This window comes from Pseudomonas botevensis, from assembly GCF_019145475.1.
GTDB classification, from domain to species: Bacteria; Pseudomonadota; Gammaproteobacteria; order Pseudomonadales; family Pseudomonadaceae; genus Aquipseudomonas; species Aquipseudomonas botevensis.
On the sequence record NZ_JAHTKI010000015.1, the window covers coordinates 58,200 to 75,226 of the forward strand.

The window sequence follows — 17,027 nt, forward strand, 5'->3', positions numbered from 1 at the left end:
AAGTACATGAACACCCAACCTCTGCGCGTCGGTATCGGCGGCCCGGTCGGCTCCGGCAAAACCGCATTGACCCTGGCCCTGTGCCTGGCTCTGCGCGAGCGCTACAACCTGGCGGTCGTCACCAACGACATCTACACCCGCGAAGACGCCGATTTTCTGGTACGCAACGAAGCCCTGGCGCCGGAACGCATCATCGGCGTGGAAACCGGCGGCTGCCCGCACACGGCGATTCGCGAGGACGCCTCGATCAACCTCGAAGCGGTGGATCAACTGAACCGGCGCTTTCCGGGGCTGGACCTGATTCTGGTGGAGTCCGGCGGTGACAACCTGTCGGCGACCTTCAGCCCGGAACTGTCCGACCTGACCATCTACGTGATCGACGTGTCCGCCGGCGACAAGTTGCCGCGCAAGGGCGGGCCGGGGATCTGCAAATCCGACCTGCTGGTGATCAACAAGATCGACCTGGCGCCGCTGGTCGGCGCCTCGCTGGAGATGATGAACAGCGACACCCAGCGCATGCGCAACGGCAAGCCGTTCGTGTTCAGCAACCAGAAAACCGGCCAGGGCCTGGAAGACATCATCGCCTTCATCGAACGCCAGGGCCTGCTGAGCGCTGCCTGAATCACTTATCAACAAGGAAGCTTCGCCATGACACTCAAACGCATTTTCGCCGCCGCAGCCCTGCTGCTGACTCCGGCCCTGGCCTTCGCCCATCCGGGACACGGCGACAGCGGCCTGATCGCCGGTATCAGTCATCCGATCGGCGGCCTCGACCATTTGCTGGCGATGGTGGCTGTGGGTCTGTGGGCCGCGCAACAGCAAGGCGCGGCGCGCTGGGCGCTGCCCTGCACGTTCGTCGGCACCATGCTGATCGGCGGCCTGTTGGGTTTTGAAGGGCTGGAGCTGCCGGCGCTGGAAAGCGGGATTGCCGCGTCGGTTCTGGCGCTGGGTCTGGCGGTGGCGCTGGCGGTGCGTCCACCGCTGGTGATGGCAGTGGCCGCGACGGCGCTGTTTGCGTTGTTCCATGGCGTGGCCCATGGTCTGGAACTGCCGGACATGTCGAGCCCCTGGGCGTACGCGGCAGGCTTCGTGCTGGCGACGGCGGTGCTGCATGCGGCGGGTTACGGCGTGGTGCGGGTATTGCCACAGGCCGCGGCACCGCTGGTGCGACTGGCGGGCGCGGCATCCGCTGCGACCGGAGTCTGGTTGTTGGCGGGTTGATGCTTTAGCGACTGCACGACCCCTTCGCGGGCCAGCCCGCTCCCACATTGGACTGTGTCGTCCGTGTGGGAGCAGGCGTGCCCGCGAAGGCGGTCTGACAGACACCGCCTCTCTCATCCGTCCTCTCTGCTACCATGTCGCGCAATCGCCCCAGCCGTGACGACGTCCGCCCATGCCCCACGCTTCCCGCTCCGCTTCCCTGCCTGAATTGACCGCCCTGTTCGGCGCTGTGCAACAGCACTTTCTGAACGTGATCGTACCGCTCTGGCAAGGCCCGGGCTGGAATGCCGAGATGGCGCTGCCCTACGAAGCGCTGGACGCCAGCCATCAGCCACTGCCGCCGCAACGCTATCGGGCGATGGCCTGCGCACGGCAGCTGTATCTGTTTTCCAGCCTGATCGGCGTGGTGGACGGCGCCGCAACCCGTGCGGCCGCGCTGTTCCGTTCCCTGCAACGGCACTTTCACGATGCCGAGCATGGCGGCTGGTTCTACAGCATCGATCCACAGGGCAAACCGCTGGACTCGCGCAAGGATCTCTACACCCACGCGTTCATCCTGTTTGCCTGCGCCCATTACTGGGAAAAGTCCCGCGAGCCGCTGGTGGAGTCGACCCTCGACGCCGCGCTGGAGGTCATTTCCCGACGGTTCGCCACCGGTGATGGTCTCTACGAGGCCTGCCTCGAGCGCGACTGGCTGACCCTGGAAACCGGCCCGCTGCAAAACCCGCTGATGCACCTGGCCGAAGCGTTCCTCGCCACCCTGGCCGTGCGTGAAGACGCAGCGGTACAGCAAGCGCTGATCGAGTTATGCACAGCCATGCACAAGCGCTTCGTCGATCCGCAACACGGCGTGCTGATGGAGAAACCGCTGGGGGCTGTGGATAACTGGTATGAGCCGGGGCATCAGTTCGAGTGGTACTTCCTGCTCGAGTCCTCGCCGTTACTGCGTGGCTCCAGACTGCACGCGGCACTGGATCGGGCCTTTGCCTTTACCGAGCAATACGGCGTGGTAAGCGCCTCCGGCGCGGTGCGGGCATCGCTGGATCTGGAGATGGATGGCCGGCCGCTGGATTCGACCCAGCGCATCTGGGCGCAAGCGGAATACCTGCGCGCCCTGACCTTGCGTCCGGGCAGCGAGGCCGTGGTATTGCGTCAATTGCAGGCGTTGCAGCAACGCTTCCTGCATGCCGGCGGCTGGCACGAGTGCCGTGACGAACAGGGCGAGGTCAGCCGCAAGGACATGCCGTCGACCACGCCTTATCACTTGGCGACCTGCTATCGCGGCTTGGCCGACTATCTGAACTGACTGCCAGCCCGCGCTCACCAATGTGGGAACGGGCTGGCTCGCGAAGAACGCTGATGCGGTCTTACGCCTTGTTCCGCTCGATGGCAAAACCGGCCCAGGTCTGGCTCACCGGCATCAGCTCCAGGCTGTTGATGTTGATGTGCGCAGGCGCGTTCAGCACCCAGAAAATGGTTTCGGCGATGTCCTCGGGCTGGATCGGCTCGGCGCCCGCGTAGGTGGCGTCGTAGCGCGCCTGATCGCCAGCGAAACGCACCAGCGAGAACTCACTCTCACACAGCCCCGGCTCAATGTTGCTGACCCGCACGCCCGTGCCCTGCAAGTCGCAGCGCAGGTTCAACGAGAACTGTTTGACGAACGCCTTGGTCGCGCCATACACGTGGCTGCCCGGATACGGGTAGTTGCCGGCGATGGAGCCGAGGTTGACGATGCTCGCACCGCGACCATGGCCGATCAGACGCGGCAGCAGCAGGCGGGTGCTGTACATCAGGCCTTTGATGTTGGTATCGACCATGGTGTCCCAATCATCGAGGTCGCACTTGGGCGCCGGATCCACGCCCAGCGCCAGGCCGGCGTTGTTGATCAGGCCATGCAGCGTGGCGAACGACGGCGGCAGGCTGGCGATCGCGTCTTCCATTGCCTTGCGGTCACGCACATCCAGCACCAGGCCATGCACTTCGGTCTGCTTCGACAGCTCGGCGCAGAGGGCATTGAGGCGTTCTTCACGACGACCGGTCAGCACCAGCTTCCAGCCGTCCCGGGCGAAACGGCGGGCACAGGCTTCACCAAAACCGGAGGTTGCGCCGGTGATAAACAGGGTCTTGGACATCGTGTTCTCCTTGCGTCGGCTACCGGAGCAGCCATGGGGATAGAAAATCAGCAGGCAGCATGCCCGGCCCGGCATTCACGAGCAACCACTGGCCAAGACCGGAAACCTGTACAAAAAACGATCAATCGGCGCAACACCTTGCATTTCGTGGCCTGTAGCCACATGCACGCACCTTATCCACAAGCCCTTCCACAGTTTCCGGGGACAGCTGGAACAGCGCAAAGCCGCGCCACACAAGGCTTTGCGGGCGAAATACAAAGTTTTTTGCTTGACCCTGATCCGCCGGTTGTGCCGGGCTGGGCATTTTGCACGACCGCCCGGTCAGGACGATGATTGCGCGAGGCCAGTAATCCCGGCCCTCAGCGCGGTCTTTCCAGAGTTTAATCACAGACTTATCCACAGGATTTCCCACAAGACACCGACCACTTTTCCCCGCCCATAAAAAGGTTGACAAACCGCTCCCGGCGCGGAGGAAAAACGCCTGATCAAAAAATAACCACCAGCCTGCAAGCCACGGTTTACAAGGCTTACAGCCAGCTACCACCACGTTATGCACAGCCCGCTCCACAGCAAACGGGGACAAGTCAAAACTGTGCAAAAACAGGGTTTTGCAGCGGCTTTATGTCGCGCTTTGGCAGGTTGGGGGATTTGTTTTCCACAATTCGGCGAATGGGCTGTCAAGACTTATTCAGCGATGACAGTGGCCGTGCCGGCCTCTTCGCGGGCAATCCCGCTCCGACAGGGGCTTGTGGGGTCTTGAGAAGCAAAAAGCCCCGGCGTTTGCGCGCCGGGGCTTGTGGACAACTTGCCGGGAATCAGTGCCCGCCCAGATAAGCGTTACGCACCTCCTCGTTGACCAGCAATTCCTTGCCGGTGCCCGTCAGGCGGATCTCGCCGTTGACCATCACATAAGCCCGGTCGGACAGTTTCAACGCGTGGTTGGCGTTCTGTTCGACGAGGAAAATGGTCATGCCGGTTTTCGCCAGTTCGCGCAGGGTAGCGAAGATCTGTTTCACCACGATCGGCGCCAGGCCCAGGCTCGGCTCGTCGAGCAGCAACAGTTTGGGCCGGCTCATCAGCGCCCGGGCGATGGCGAGCATCTGTTGCTCGCCGCCGGACATGGTCATCGCCCGCTGGTTGCGCCGCTCCTCGAGCCGCGGGAACAGCTCGAACATGCGCTGCATGTCTTCCTTGGCATGTTTGTCGCCGATCGGAATGGTGCCCATCAGCAGGTTTTCCTCGACGGTCATGTCGGGGAACACCCGCCGCCCTTCCGGCGACTGCGCGATGCCGTTGGAGGCAATGTAGTGCGATGACTTGTGGGTGATGTCCACGCCTTGATAGAGGATCTGCCCGCCCGCTGCCCGTGGCTGGCCGAAGATCGACATCAGCAGGGTCGACTTGCCGGCCCCGTTGGAGCCGATCAGGCTGACGGTTTCCCCTTCGTTGATGTGCAGCGAAACACCTTTGAGCGCCTGGATCGGGCCGTAGAACACGTCCAGGTCCTTGAGTTCGATGATCGGTCGGGTCATGCCACTTCCTCTTCATCGGCGCCCAGGTACGCGGCAATCACTTTCGGATCGTGGCGGATATCGTCCGGTCCGCCCTCGGCGATGACGATGCCGTGGTCCAGCACCACGATGTGGTCGGAAATGCTCATTACCATGCCCATGTCGTGTTCGATCAGCACCACGGTCAGATCATGCTCGTCGCGCAGCAGCCGGATCATCGCGCTCAGCGCTTCGGTTTCCTGAGGGTTGAGGCCGGCGGCCGGCTCGTCGAGGCAGATGATCTGCGGCCGCGTACACATGGCCCGGGCGATCTCCAGACGGCGTTGCTGGCCGTAGGACAGCTCGCCGGCCAGACGGTTGGCGCAGTCCACCAGATCCACCACTTCCAGCCAGTAGAACGCGCAGTCCAGCGCATCGCTTTCAGCCTTGCGGTAGCCCTTGGTGTTGAGGATGCCGGCCAGCATGTTGCGGTTGACCCACATGTGCTGGGCCACCAGCAGGTTCTCCAGCACCGACATTTCCTTGAACAGACGAATGTTCTGGAAGGTGCGGGCCAGCCCTGCGCGGTTCACCAGATGGGTGCCGCCGAACATCTTGTAGTACAGGCGACTGGCGAAGGTTTTCGGCGAGACGAAATCGCTCGGTTTGAACGATTCGCCCAGCAGCTTGATGACGTTGGTCTGCTGGCCGCGCACGTTGAGTTCGATCTTGCCGCCCGAGGCCTTGTAGAACCCGGTCAGGCAGTTGAACACCGTGGTCTTGCCGGCACCGTTGGGGCCGATCAGGGCGAAGATCGAGTTGCGCTTGACCTTCAGGCTGACGTCGCTCAACGCCTTGATGCCACCGAAGTGCATCATCAGTTTTTCCACCGAGAGTACGACTTCACTCATGGCGCAGTCCTCTCATAGTGAATGGCACCCTTGCGTGGCGTGACCCCGGTACGGCTGATGCGGATCAGCCCCCGTGGTCGCCAGATCATCATCAACACCATCAGGATGCCGAACAGCAGCACCCGGTATTCGGCGAAACCGCGCAGCAGTTCCGGGGCGACGGTCAGCACGAACGCAGCGATCACCACACCGATGGTCGACCCCATGCCGCCGAGTACCACGATGGCGAGGATCAGGGCCGACTCGAAGAAGGTGAACGAGGTCGGGTTGACGAATCCCTGATAGGTGGCAAAAAACACCCCGGCCAGGCCCGCAGTCGACGCACCGATGGTGAACGCCGAGAGCTTGACCAGTACGTGGTTCAGGCCCATCGAACGGCAGGCGATTTCGTCTTCACGCAGGGCTTCCCAGGCGCGGCCCACCGGCATCTTCACCAGACGGTGCTTGATGTACAGCACGGCCAGAACCACCAGGAACAGCACCGCGTAGATGAAGTAATACTTCACGTCCGGGTTGTAGGCGATGCCGAAGAACTCGTGGAACGGCACCCCGCCATCCTTCGCCCGCTTGCCGAATTCCAGGCCGAAGAACGTCGGCAGCGGCGCCGGCATGCCGTTCGGACCGCCGGTCAGGGACAGCCAGTTGTTGAGGATCAGGCGAATGATTTCACCGAAGCCCAGGGTCACGATCGCCAGATAGTCGCCATGCAGGCGCAGCACCGGGAAACCGAGGATGCACCCGGCCAGCCCGGCGGTGATCGCCGCCAGCGGCAGCACGGTCCAGAAACCCAGCCCCAGATACTGATAACCGAGCGCCAGACCGTAGGCCCCGATGGCGTAGAACGCCACGTAACCGAGGTCGAGCAGACCGGCCAGGCCCACCACAATGTTCAGCCCCAGCCCCAGCAGCACGTAGATCAGTCCGAGGATGACCACGCCCAGCAGGTAGGAGTTGGAGAAGAACGGCAGCGCCACCGCGATGGCGATCATCAGCGGGATGATCCAGCGCAGGCGCGACTTGTAGTCCGGTGGCAGCACATGCACCCCGGAACCGGTGCTTTCGAACCCTTCGAGAATGCGCAGGCCCCTGGGCGTCTGCAGGAACAGGCTGAGGGCGAAGCGACCGGCCATGACAATGGCGATGATCCACGCCACGCGGGTCGATTCCAGGTTGAAGCTGTAGCCTTCGAGTACGACACCGACAATCGGGCCGAACACGATCAGGGCAATCAGGCCGGCAAGGATCGCCTCAACCAGGCTTTTTTTCACATCGATTTTTTTAGGAGTGGTTGAAGACATCGCTTACACCTTCGACACAAGAGGACGGCCCAACAGGCCCTGCGGCCGGAAGACCAGAACAAGTACGAGCAGCGAGAAGCTGAACACGTCTTTGTAGTCGGAGTTGACCAGGCCCGAGAACAGCGACTCGGAGATGCCGAGGATGATCCCGCCGAGCATCGCGCCGGGCAACGAACCGATCCCGCCAAGCACCGCAGCGGTGAACGCCTTGATGCCGATCACGAAGCCTGCGTAGAAGTCGAACGTGCCGTAGTTCATGGTGATCAGTACGCCGGCCAGGGCCGCCATCGCTGCACCGATGATGAACACGTAGGAAATCACCCGGTCGGTGTTGATCCCGAGGATCGACGCCATCTTGCGGTCTTGCTGGGTAGCGCGGCACATGCGGCCGAGCTTGGTGTACTTGATCACGTAGGTCAGCAGGCCCATGCCGACGAAAGCAGCGACCAGGATGAAGATCTTGGTGTAGGTCAGCTGGACGAAGCCTGAACCGACGTCGATCCGCCAGGCACCGGTGAGCAGCGTCGGAACACCCTGTTGCCGGGCGCCCTGGCTGATCTGGGCATAGTTTTGCAGGATCAGGGAGATACCGATGGCGCTGATCAGCGGTGCCAGTCGGGTGGAGTTGCGCAGGGGTTTGTAGGCAATGCGTTCGATGACCCAGCCATACACCCCGGTCACGACGATGGTGAAGACCAGTGTGCCGAGCATCAGCAGCGGGAAGGATTCGATACCGAAGTAAGCCAGCAGAGCCAGACTGATTGCCGCGAGGTAAGCGGAAATCATGTAAACCTCGCCGTGGGCGAAGTTGATCATGCCGATGATGCCGTAGACCATTGTGTAGCCGATGGCGATCAGGCCATAGACCGACCCGAGGGTCAGGCCGTTGACCAGTTGCTGCAGGAAAATACCATCCATAACGCAATCTCACGCAGTGAGAACCTGTACACGCGGGGTGTGCGGTTCTTCTAGGAAAATACAGATATACGCCGGAGCAAGGTCAGCCACGATCAGCCGGGGCCCCGCCGAACCTGTGGGAACTGGCGAACCGGCGAAGGCGATGGGTCAGCCGACAGGGGTGTCGACCGATCCGGCGCCTTCGCGGGCAGCCCGCTCCCACGGTGATCGGTGGGGCTCAGCTGATCGGGTCAGGCCTTATTTCTGTTTTTCCAGCTGGTGGTATTTGCCGGTGGCGTCCCACTGGTAAACCACGTAGTCGGAGATTTTCAGGTCGCCCTTGGCGTCCCAGGTCTTCTCGCCCATCACGGTTTTGACCGGGTTGGCTTTCAGCCACTTGGCAGCGTCTTCACCCTTGTTGGACTTGGCGCCGTTGAAACCGGCGGCCAGGGCCTGAACCGAGGCGTAGGCGTAGAGGGTGTAGCCTTCAGGCTCGGTGCCGGCCTTGCGGAACGCGTCCACCACGGTCTTGCTGTCCGGCAGCAGGCGTGGGTCGGCGCCGAAGGTCATGTACACGCCGTCAACATACTGCGGGCCACCGGCGGTGGTCACCAGCTCGTCGGTCACGATGCCGTCGTCGGACATGAACTTCACGTCTTTCAGGCCTTCGGTGCGCAGTTGCTTGACCAGAGGACCGGCTTCCGGGTGCAGACCGCCGAAATAGACCACATCGACACCGGCCGCACGGATCTTGGTGACCACGGCGCTGAAGTCTTTCTCGCCACGGGTCAGGCCTTCATACAGCACAGGCGTCACGCCACGCTTGGTCAGCTGAGCCTTGGTCGCATCGGCCAGGCCCTGACCGTAGGTGTCCTTGTCGTGCAGCACGGCAACCTTCTTGCCCTTGAGCACGTCGACGATGTAGTCGCCGGCAACGATGCCCTGCTGGTCGTCACGTCCGCACATACGGAACATGGCGCTCAGGCCGCGCTCGGTCACCTGCGGGTTGGTGGAACCCGGCGTGATCGCGATGATGCCGGCTTCGTCGTAGATCTCCGACGCCGGAATGGTGGAGGAAGAGCAGAAGTGACCGACCACACCGGCGACTTTCTGGTTGGTGAGGTCCTTGGCGACCGTCACGGCCTGTTTCGGCTCGCAGGCGTCATCGCCCTTGACCAGTACGATTTTTTCCCCGTTGACGCCGCCCGCCGCGTTGACCGCATCGGCCGCCGCTTGTGCCCCCTTCATGTACTGCTCGCCAAATGCTGCGTTGGCGCCAGTCATCGGGCCCGCCACACCGATTTTCACATCAGCTTGTGCAAACGCAGAAACACCCAGCGCAGTAGCCACTGCGAGGGCCAGAAAGCCTTTCTTGTAAAACGTCTGGGACATGAGGTGGTGCTCCAAGGTTTTTTTTTAGTTGGCACTGCGACTTCACTTCACTGAATGCTCAGAGCAAGGGCCGTGCCATCGGTTTTTTATTCTTCAAAAAGTCGCTGCTTTCTTGTTATTTCGACTGTTTCGTTCCCATTTTCATTGGGCGTGCAACCGTCTAAACCGCGGAAGGTAAAACCACATTCTTTTTCAGGCGCAACCCGCCAGCGCCATCATTGCAACCGCGTCAGCAAACGACGTGCAACCAGCCTGTAACAGCCCGCGTCACCGAACTGCACACTGCTGGTGCGGGACTGCTACAACCCGCACCATTACAGGCTAGTCGCAACGCCGAAAAGCGCCGCTTCATGCAACAAATTTCAACACTCAAATCACGATGCGCAAGCACTGGCCCGCGTGATACAGCGAGAATCCGGCCTCATATAAACAGCTGCGCAGGCCCACGCCCGCCAAGGGCTGCATCGGTGCGAAGGGAATCGGCAGGGCTTGAGGATTTCCGTTACACAGATAGTCGGCGAAAGCTTTGCCGACCACCGTACCGGTGGTGACGCCGCGACCGTTGTAACCGGTGACGGCCACCAGTCCGGGCGCCGGTTCGAACAAGCGCATCAAGTGATCGGGGGTAAACGCGATGCGCCCGGTCCAGGTGCATTCCCACTCAACCGGTTTGAGACCGGGGAAGTAATGCTGCTGTACCCGGTCGGCCCAGGCCTTGAGAAACCAGGTCGGTTTCTGATTACCGTTGCCGAGGCTGCCCAGCAACAGGCGACCGTCCTTGTCACGGCGAATGCTGCTCAGCACCTGACGGGTATCCCAGGAGCCCTGCCCGCCCGGCAGGATTTCCCGGGCGGCGTCTTCGGTAAGCGGCACCGAAGCGACCTGATAGTAATAACCGGGGAAGAAATTGCGCTTGAGTTCGGTCCAGTCGCCCTCGGTGTAGGCGTTGGAGGCGATCACCACCTGTTCGGCCAGCACCGAACCCTGAGCGGTCTGCACCGACCACTTCTGGCCCTGGCGCTCCAGACGAGTCACCGGCGAATGGTCGAACATCTGCCCGCCGAGACCGGCCACGGCATTGGCCAACCCGGTGACATAGGCCATCGGATTGAGCGTGCCGGCGCGGCGGTCAAGCAGCGCGGCGGCAATCTTTTTGGTGCCGGTGGCTTGCTGGCAGGCCTGACCGGTCAACAACTCCACGGGCGCGCCGCGACGTTTCCACTGCTGCTCGCGGCTGCGCAGATCCGCCTCACCCTTGGCGTTGTGCGCCATGTGCAGGGTGCCTTCGCGGCGCAACTGGCAATCGATGTGGTACTTGTCCACCAGGCTGAACACCAGCGCCGGCGCCGCGCCGAGCATGCGGTTGAGCTGACTGCCGACCGCTTCGCCGAACCCGGCCTCGATCTCGTCCGGTGGAATCCACAGCCCGGCATTGACCAACCCGACGTTACGCCCGGAGCCGCCCTGCCCGGCGCGATGGGCTTCGAGCACGCAAACGCTCTTGCCCTTTTCCAGCAGATGCAGCGCCGCCGACAACCCGGTAAACCCGGCGCCGATCACGCAGACATCGACCTTGACCTCGCCCCGCAGCGCCGCGTTATCGGGCCTGTGCGGCGTGAGTTGTTCCCATAGACATTCTTCGCGTAACGGCATTGCCAGACTCCAACAGAAACCTAACAAACACGGCTTGTTACCTTGTGGGAGCAGGCTCGCTCGCGAAAGCGGTGTATCAGCCAACCTCTACGTCGACTGGCACAGCGCCTTCGCGAGCGAATTCGCTTCCCAGGGAATTTGCGTACGGTTCAGACCTCAGTCGAACGTGATGCCCTGAGCCAGTGGCAACTCCAGCGAGTAGTTCACGGTGTTGGTCTGGCGGCGCATGTAGGCGCGCCATGCGTCCGAACCGGACTCTCGACCGCCACCGGTTTCTTTCTCGCCGCCGAACGCGCCGCCGATTTCCGCGCCGCTCGGGCCGATGTTGACGTTGGCGATGCCGCAATCGCTGCCGACCGCCGACATGAACTGTTCGGCCTCACGCACATCGGTGGTGAAAATGCACGACGACAGGCCCTGCGGCACAGCGTTGTTCAGGCGCAGCGCCTCGGCAAAATCGGTGTAGCCCACCACGTACAGGATCGGCGCGAAGGTTTCGTGGCAGACCACGTCGCTCTGCTCCGGCATCTCGACGATGGCCGGCGAGACGTAGTAGGCATCGGGGAATTGCTCTTGCAGTTGGCGCTTGCCGCCGAACACCCGGCCGCCCTCGCTCAGCGCTTGCTCCAGCGCGTCCTGCATGTTTTCGAAACTGTGCTTGTCGATCAGCGGGCCGACCAGATTGCCTTCCAGCGGATGACCGATGCGCACTTTGGAATACGCGGCCTTCAGGCGGGTGACGATCTCTTCTTTCACCGACTCGTGGGCGATCAGACGACGCAGGGTGGTGCAACGCTGACCGGCGGTGCCGACGGCGCTGAACAGGATCGCCCGTACGGCCATGTCCAGGTCAGCACTCGGGCCGAGGATCATCGCATTGTTGCCGCCCAGTTCCAGAATGCTGCGAGCGAAACGCGCAGCGACTTTCGGCGCGACTTCGCGGCCCATGCGGGTGCTGCCGGTAGCGCTGATCAACGCCACGCGTGGATCATCAACCAGCGCTTCACCGGCATCGCGGCCACCAATGATCACCTGGCTCAAATGCGCCGGGGCATCGCTGAAATTCTTCAGCACACGCTCGAACAACGCCTGGCAGGCCAGTGCGGTCAGCGGGGTTTTCTCCGACGGTTTCCACACCACCGGGTTGCCGCAGACCAGCGCCAGCGTGGTGTTCCACGCCCACACCGCGACCGGGAAGTTGAAGGCGCTGATGACGCCGACCACGCCCAGCGGATGCCAGGTTTCACGCATGTGGTGGCCCGGACGCTCGGAGGCGATGGTCAGACCGTACAACTGGCGCGACAGACCGACGGCGAAGTCGCAGATGTCGATCATCTCCTGCACTTCACCCAGGCCTTCCTGAGTGATCTTGCCCGCCTCCCACGACACCAGCTCGCCGAGGTCGGCCTTGTATTCGCGCAGCACCTCGCCGAACTGGCGCACCAGCTCGCCGCGACGCGGGGCCGGCACCTTGCGCCATTGTTCGAACGCATGATCGGCGCGACTGATGTGCTGCTCGACTTCGGCCGGGCCTTCCCAGTTCACAGCCGCGATGCGACTGCCGTCGATGGGCGAATGCACCGGCACTTTGCCGTTCTGGTACAGGGCCGGGTTCACGCCAAGACGATCAAGCAATGCGGCAACCATGGGTCACTCCTCAAACGAAAAACGGAATAGGTGCGGACGCGGATTTCACGTCCGGGCAGGCCTTTAGTTGTAGCCTTCATCACGCAAGGCAACAAACGACCATTACGCGAGATATCATTCCGTTTATTCATGCAAAGTTTGAGAGACAAGAAAAAGGGATCACCCATGCTCAACAAACGCCACCTGCCATCGATCACCGCGTTGCAGTGCTTCGAAGCCGTGACCCGGCACCTGAGTTTCACCCGGGCCGCCGAGGAACTGAACCTGACCCAGAGCGCCGTCAGCAAGCAGGTGGCGCAGCTTGAGGAATTGTTGCAGCACTTGTTGTTTCGTCGGGTACGGCGCCGTTTGCAGATGACCCCGGCCGGGGATCTGTACCTGGTGGAAGTCCGAAAAATCCTGACCCAGGTCGAGATGTCGACTCATTACCTGCGTTCCTACGGCGGCGAAACCGAAGTCCTGCGCGTCTCCACGCCCTCGACTTTCGGCGCCCGCTGGCTGGTGCCACGGCTCAAGGGCTGGCGTCTGCGTCATCCATCGATTCATCTGGATCTGTGCAACGAGCAGGAGGCCGATGACCTGCTGCAAGGACGCAGCGATCTGGCGTTCTATTTCGGCCAGGGATCGCGCCCCGGCACCGAATGCCTGAAATTGTTCGGCGAAGAACTGGTGCCGGTGTGCGCCCCCGGCAGCCTGCCCGACACACCGTTTACCGACCCGACCCAACTCACCGATCTGGTGCTGCTGCAAAACGCCTCGCGCCCGCAGGCCTGGCACGACTGGTTCGACAGCCAGGGCTACCAGACCGAGCACAGCTACCATGGCCCGCGTTTCGAAACCTTTTATATGTGCATCCGTGCGGCGCAGGTCGGTTGCGGTGTAGCCCTTTTGCCGAAATTCCTGGTGGAAGAGGAATTGGCCGACGGCAAACTGGTCATTCCCTGGCAGCATGCGATGCCCAGCAACGACGCCTACTACCTGGCCTATCCGGAGCACGCCGTGGAAGTGCCCAAGGTGCGGGATTTCGTGAAATGGATGCTGGAGCAGATCGACAGCCCGCAAATGCCATGAGCCCGCGCCCGCAGCCGTGTCAAAAAATGCTGGCAATCCCTATCGCTGATATGCGCCACTAGCGCCATTGATTGATCCCGCGCACCGGCGCGGTGTACCTGGAGATCCGTTTATGAGCGAGAGTGTGTTTGCCGATCGCATCGTGCAGAACCTGCTCGACACCGACTTCTACAAACTGACGATGATGCAGGCGGTGCTGCACAACTACCCCAACGTCGAAGTCGAATGGGAGTTCCGTTGCCGCAACAGCGAAGATCTGCGCCCGTATCTGGCCGAGATCCGCTTCCAGATCGAGCGCCTGGCGGAGTTGAGTCTGAGCGCCGATCAGTTGAGTTTTCTTGAGCGCATCTCCTTCCTGAAACCGGACTTTCTGCGCTTTCTGGGGTTGTTCCGCTTCAACCTGCGCTATCTGCACACCGGGATCGAGAATGGCGAATTGTTCATCCGCCTGCGCGGGCCATGGCTGCATGTGATTCTGTTCGAAGTGCCGCTGCTGGCGATCGTCAGCGAAGTGCGCAACCGCTATCGCTACCGTGAAATCGTTCTGGGCCAGGCCCGCGAGCAGCTCTACCGCAAATTCGACTGGCTGACCGCCAACGCCTCGGCCGAGGAACTGTCGCAATTGCAGGTCGCCGATTTCGGCACCCGCCGCCGGTTCTCCTACCGCGTGCAGGAAGAAGTGGTGAACGTGCTCAAGCATGATTTCCCCGGACGCTTCGTCGGCACCAGCAACGTGCATCTGTCCCGCGAGCTGGACATGAAACCCTTGGGCACCATGGCCCACGAATGGATCATGGCCCATCAGCAACTCGGCCCACGACTGATCGACAGCCAGAGCGCCGCCCTCGATTGCTGGGTTCGCGAGTATCGCGGCCTGCTCGGGATCGCCCTGACCGACTGCATCACCACCGATGCCTTCCTCGGCGATTTCGATCTGTACTTCGCCAAGCTCTTCGACGGACTGCGCCACGACTCCGGGGATCCGGTGCTGTGGGGCGAAAAATGCATCGCCCACTATCACAAGCTCGGCATCGACCCGATGAGCAAGACGCTGGTGTTCTCCGACAGCCTGACCCTGCCCAAGTCGCTGGAAATCTTCCGCGCGCTGCGTGGACGGATCAATGTCAGCTTCGGCATCGGCACCAACCTCACCTGCGACATTCCGGGTGTCGAACCGATGAGCATCGTGCTTAAAATGACCGCCTGCAACGGCCAGCCAGTGGCGAAAGTCTCCGACGAGCCAGGCAAGACTCACTGCAAAGACCCGAATTTCGTCGCCTATTTGCGACACGTTTTCCAGATTCCTGCCGTTTCCAGCCTATCTAGCAAGGAGTGAATTCATGCAAGCCGTACAGCGTGAGATTGCTGAACAGCTCAAGGTCCAGCCGCCGTTCGCCGACGACAAGGCCCTTGAGGCCGAAGTCGCCCGACGCATCACCTTCATTCAGGATTGCCTGGTCAATTCCGGCCTCAAGACCCTGGTGCTGGGCATCAGCGGCGGCGTCGACTCGCTGACCGCCGGCCTGCTCGCCCAGCGCGCCATGCGCGAATTGCGCGAACGTACCGGCGACAACGCCTACAAGTTCATCGCCGTGCGTCTGCCGTACGAAGTGCAGTTCGACGAACACGAGGCCCAGGCCTCGGTGGACTTCATCGCCCCGGACGAACGCCACACCGTCAACATCGGCCCGGCGGTGAAGTCCCTGGCCGGCGAAGTCGCGGCGTTCGAAGGCAAGCATGCGGTGTCGGTGGACTTCGTCCTCGGCAACACCAAGGCGCGGATGCGCATGGTCGCCCAGTACACCATCGCCGGCGCGGCGCACGGGCTGGTGATCGGCACCGACCACGCGGCGGAAGCGGTGATGGGCTTTTTCACCAAGTTCGGCGACGGCGCCTGCGACCTCGCGCCGCTCAGCGGCCTGGTGAAAAATCAGGTACGCGCGATCGCCCGCAGCTTCGGCGCGCCGGAATCGCTGGTGGAAAAAATCCCGACGGCGGATCTCGAAGACCTGTCGCCGGGCAAACCCGACGAAGCCTCCCACGGCGTGACCTACACCGAAATCGACGCGTTCCTGCACGGCGAGCCGGTGCGTGAGGAAGCGTTCAAGATCATCGTCAACACGTACAACAAGACCCATCACAAGCGCGTGATGCCGTTTGCGCCGTAAGTCCTGACCGCGACATGCAAAGGCCCACCGAGGTTTGACCCGGTGAGCCTTTTGGCTTTGGCCGCGTCATGCTGAGTCATCGTTGCGTTGGCGATATCACCCTGATGACTAACGTGGATGACAGTTGGTCGCCGGACTTGGCTCTGAAGGTATGGACCTTGGGCTGCAGATTACGAAGCCTGACGGTAAAAATGCCGTTCTCATCGGCCTCGAATGGCGCCAGCTCACCGTCGTAATCAACAATATGCCCTTTCGCCTTGAAGCCGGCCGTCCCCACAATCGTCACCGATGTATCAGAGGTCGTCTCGTGATTGCCGATCAGTCGAAACCTTTCCCCATAAATAAACTGAAGCGTGAGCTCAACCGCGACGACTCTAATATGGTGCGGCAGCGATGCATCGCCGTTTCGTTCGACAGCGGTGAACGCATGATTACCGGGTGCTACGTACTCGACGAAAGCACTCCAATGCCCGCTGGCATCAACATTGAGTGTTTGCAGCAGTTCATCATTATCCCAAAGCTCTATTTGCGTACTCGGCTCCCCCTCGCCAACAAAGTTCAGAGCATTGAAACGAGTGAGACTGCCATCCTCGATGGGAACGCCGTCAGGCCCCGTCACCCAGAGAATGCGTGCAGCCGCCACGTCCATGAAGACAACCCATGTTTCTGATTCCGTGCCATTGGCGGCTAGCACTCTGTAATAGCGTTCACCCCGCTTTTGCTTGGTTACATGGAATTCGAAGTGTCCGTCTTCGTTGGCAATAGCCCTTTCCAGGAAAAAAGCACCATCGACGAGTTCTACAGTTTGACCAGGTTCAGCCTCGCCTCTAATCCTCAGATAAGCATTTTTACTGATACCTCCGGGTTCAATCTCAACCCCATCACCGTTTCTAACGGACAAGATTCTTGGCTCCATCTCCCTGGATTGTTTATTGGGCGACTGAGTCAAAGCGTGTGCTCCGGGGAATTTCTCTTGATCGGTCATGCGAAAACTCCTTTTTCGAAAATGAACGCGCAAAGCGATCTGAGCGCCATGCCATCTGACGCGCGATCAAAATCTTCGTCTACTGTCAGAAATTACAGGTGGCGGCCTTTTTCCGACCAGCGGCCCTCCCCCGTCCGAGCAATGCCCCAGACGCAAAAACGC

General features: G+C 61.4%; 15 protein-coding genes. 6 read left to right on the plus strand and 9 right to left on the minus strand.

From position 1 onward, the window contains the following. Positions 1 to 6: 6 nt before the first annotated feature. From ureG to KVQ74_RS19015, 3 genes are all read left to right on the plus strand, one after another. Entirely contained in the window at positions 7 to 621 is a 615-nt protein-coding gene (ureG, locus tag KVQ74_RS19005) for an urease accessory protein UreG (protein WP_217832704.1), read from the plus strand. Between the two features lie 27 nt (positions 622 to 648). Then, positions 649 to 1,221, plus strand: coding sequence for a HupE/UreJ family protein (locus KVQ74_RS19010; protein WP_217832705.1), 573 nt, complete (start codon positions 649 to 651; stop codon positions 1,219 to 1,221). A 172-nt stretch (positions 1,222 to 1,393) separates the two neighbouring features. Further along, positions 1,394 to 2,527, plus strand: a complete 1,134-nt coding sequence (locus KVQ74_RS19015) for an AGE family epimerase/isomerase (RefSeq protein ID WP_217832706.1) — start codon at positions 1,394 to 1,396, stop codon at positions 2,525 to 2,527. A 61-nt stretch (positions 2,528 to 2,588) separates the two neighbouring features. On the opposite strand, the gene KVQ74_RS19020 is transcribed toward KVQ74_RS19015, so the two are convergent. The 8 genes from KVQ74_RS19020 to amaB all read right to left on the minus strand — a co-directional run bounded on the left by KVQ74_RS19020 (position 2,589) and on the right by amaB (position 12,641). After that, on the minus strand, positions 2,589 to 3,353 hold the full coding sequence (locus tag KVQ74_RS19020; protein ID WP_217832707.1) for an SDR family oxidoreductase: 765 nt from the start codon (positions 3,351 to 3,353) through the stop codon (positions 2,589 to 2,591). Between the two features lie 815 nt (positions 3,354 to 4,168). Continuing rightward, positions 4,169 to 4,885 (minus strand): ABC transporter ATP-binding protein, encoded by a 717-nt coding sequence (locus KVQ74_RS19025; RefSeq protein WP_217832708.1) that lies wholly within the window; start codon positions 4,883 to 4,885, stop codon positions 4,169 to 4,171. Continuing rightward, positions 4,882 to 5,754: an ATP-binding cassette domain-containing protein gene (locus KVQ74_RS19030; protein ID WP_217832709.1), complete on the minus strand. Its 873-nt coding sequence runs from the start codon at positions 5,752 to 5,754 to the stop codon at positions 4,882 to 4,884. Before KVQ74_RS19030 ends, KVQ74_RS19025 begins: the two co-directional genes overlap by 4 nt. Continuing rightward, on the minus strand, positions 5,751 to 7,052 hold the full coding sequence (livM, locus tag KVQ74_RS19035; protein ID WP_217832710.1) for a high-affinity branched-chain amino acid ABC transporter permease LivM: 1,302 nt from the start codon (positions 7,050 to 7,052) through the stop codon (positions 5,751 to 5,753). The genes KVQ74_RS19030 and livM overlap by 4 nt, the downstream gene beginning before the upstream one ends. A gap of 3 nt (positions 7,053 to 7,055) precedes the next feature. Beyond that, a complete protein-coding gene (locus KVQ74_RS19040; protein WP_007950661.1) occupies positions 7,056 to 7,970 on the minus strand; it encodes an ABC transporter permease subunit in 915 nt (304 codons plus the stop codon). 237 nt (positions 7,971 to 8,207) lie between these two features. Then, the gene (locus tag KVQ74_RS19045) at positions 8,208 to 9,341 is read right to left on the minus strand and encodes an ABC transporter substrate-binding protein (RefSeq protein WP_217832711.1); all 1,134 of its coding nucleotides are present in this window, start codon (positions 9,339 to 9,341) and stop codon (positions 8,208 to 8,210) included. Positions 9,342 to 9,710: 369 nt separating this feature from the next. Further along, positions 9,711 to 10,994, minus strand: a complete 1,284-nt coding sequence (gene amaA / locus KVQ74_RS19050; protein WP_217832712.1) for an L-pipecolate oxidase — start codon at positions 10,992 to 10,994, stop codon at positions 9,711 to 9,713. Positions 10,995 to 11,150: 156 nt separating this feature from the next. Continuing rightward, positions 11,151 to 12,641: an L-piperidine-6-carboxylate dehydrogenase gene (gene amaB, locus KVQ74_RS19055; protein ID WP_217832713.1), complete on the minus strand. Its 1,491-nt coding sequence runs from the start codon at positions 12,639 to 12,641 to the stop codon at positions 11,151 to 11,153. A 165-nt stretch (positions 12,642 to 12,806) separates the two neighbouring features. On the opposite strand from amaB, the gene KVQ74_RS19060 reads away from it, so the two are divergent. The 3 genes from KVQ74_RS19060 (at position 12,807) to nadE (ending at position 15,880) form a co-directional block, all read left to right on the plus strand. Continuing rightward, on the plus strand, positions 12,807 to 13,712 hold the full coding sequence (locus KVQ74_RS19060; protein WP_217832714.1) for a LysR family transcriptional regulator: 906 nt from the start codon (positions 12,807 to 12,809) through the stop codon (positions 13,710 to 13,712). 112 nt (positions 13,713 to 13,824) lie between these two features. Continuing rightward, positions 13,825 to 15,048, plus strand: coding sequence for a nicotinate phosphoribosyltransferase (gene pncB, locus KVQ74_RS19065; protein ID WP_217832715.1), 1,224 nt, complete (start codon positions 13,825 to 13,827; stop codon positions 15,046 to 15,048). A 4-nt stretch (positions 15,049 to 15,052) separates the two neighbouring features. Next, on the plus strand, positions 15,053 to 15,880 hold the full coding sequence (gene nadE / locus KVQ74_RS19070; RefSeq protein ID WP_217832716.1) for an ammonia-dependent NAD(+) synthetase: 828 nt from the start codon (positions 15,053 to 15,055) through the stop codon (positions 15,878 to 15,880). Between the two features lie 76 nt (positions 15,881 to 15,956). Here nadE and KVQ74_RS19075 read toward each other — a convergent pair whose 3' ends face one another. After that, positions 15,957 to 16,865, minus strand: a complete 909-nt coding sequence (locus KVQ74_RS19075) for a hypothetical protein (RefSeq protein WP_217832717.1) — start codon at positions 16,863 to 16,865, stop codon at positions 15,957 to 15,959. Positions 16,866 to 17,027 lie beyond the last annotated feature (162 nt).

What these genes read in the sequence shown, in the direction of transcription:
- ureG (WP_217832704.1), top strand. Translation starts at nt 7, where the DNA reads ATGAACACCCAACCTCTGCGCGTCGGTATCGGCGGCCCGGTCGGCTCC.
- KVQ74_RS19010 (WP_217832705.1), top strand. Translation starts at nt 649, where the DNA reads ATGACACTCAAACGCATTTTCGCCGCCGCAGCCCTGCTGCTGACTCCG.
- KVQ74_RS19015 (WP_217832706.1), top strand. Translation starts at nt 1,394, where the DNA reads ATGCCCCACGCTTCCCGCTCCGCTTCCCTGCCTGAATTGACCGCCCTG.
- KVQ74_RS19020 (WP_217832707.1), bottom strand. Translation starts at nt 3,353, where the DNA reads ATGTCCAAGACCCTGTTTATCACCGGCGCAACCTCCGGTTTTGGTGAA.
- KVQ74_RS19025 (WP_217832708.1), bottom strand. Translation starts at nt 4,885, where the DNA reads ATGACCCGACCGATCATCGAACTCAAGGACCTGGACGTGTTCTACGGC.
- KVQ74_RS19030 (WP_217832709.1), bottom strand. Translation starts at nt 5,754, where the DNA reads ATGAGTGAAGTCGTACTCTCGGTGGAAAAACTGATGATGCACTTCGGT.
- livM (WP_217832710.1), bottom strand. Translation starts at nt 7,052, where the DNA reads ATGTCTTCAACCACTCCTAAAAAAATCGATGTGAAAAAAAGCCTGGTT.
- KVQ74_RS19040 (WP_007950661.1), bottom strand. Translation starts at nt 7,970, where the DNA reads ATGGATGGTATTTTCCTGCAGCAACTGGTCAACGGCCTGACCCTCGGG.
- KVQ74_RS19045 (WP_217832711.1), bottom strand. Translation starts at nt 9,341, where the DNA reads ATGTCCCAGACGTTTTACAAGAAAGGCTTTCTGGCCCTCGCAGTGGCT.
- amaA (WP_217832712.1), bottom strand. Translation starts at nt 10,994, where the DNA reads ATGCCGTTACGCGAAGAATGTCTATGGGAACAACTCACGCCGCACAGG.
- amaB (WP_217832713.1), bottom strand. Translation starts at nt 12,641, where the DNA reads ATGGTTGCCGCATTGCTTGATCGTCTTGGCGTGAACCCGGCCCTGTAC.
- KVQ74_RS19060 (WP_217832714.1), top strand. Translation starts at nt 12,807, where the DNA reads ATGCTCAACAAACGCCACCTGCCATCGATCACCGCGTTGCAGTGCTTC.
- pncB (WP_217832715.1), top strand. Translation starts at nt 13,825, where the DNA reads ATGAGCGAGAGTGTGTTTGCCGATCGCATCGTGCAGAACCTGCTCGAC.
- nadE (WP_217832716.1), top strand. Translation starts at nt 15,053, where the DNA reads ATGCAAGCCGTACAGCGTGAGATTGCTGAACAGCTCAAGGTCCAGCCG.
- KVQ74_RS19075 (WP_217832717.1), bottom strand. Translation starts at nt 16,865, where the DNA reads ATGACCGATCAAGAGAAATTCCCCGGAGCACACGCTTTGACTCAGTCG.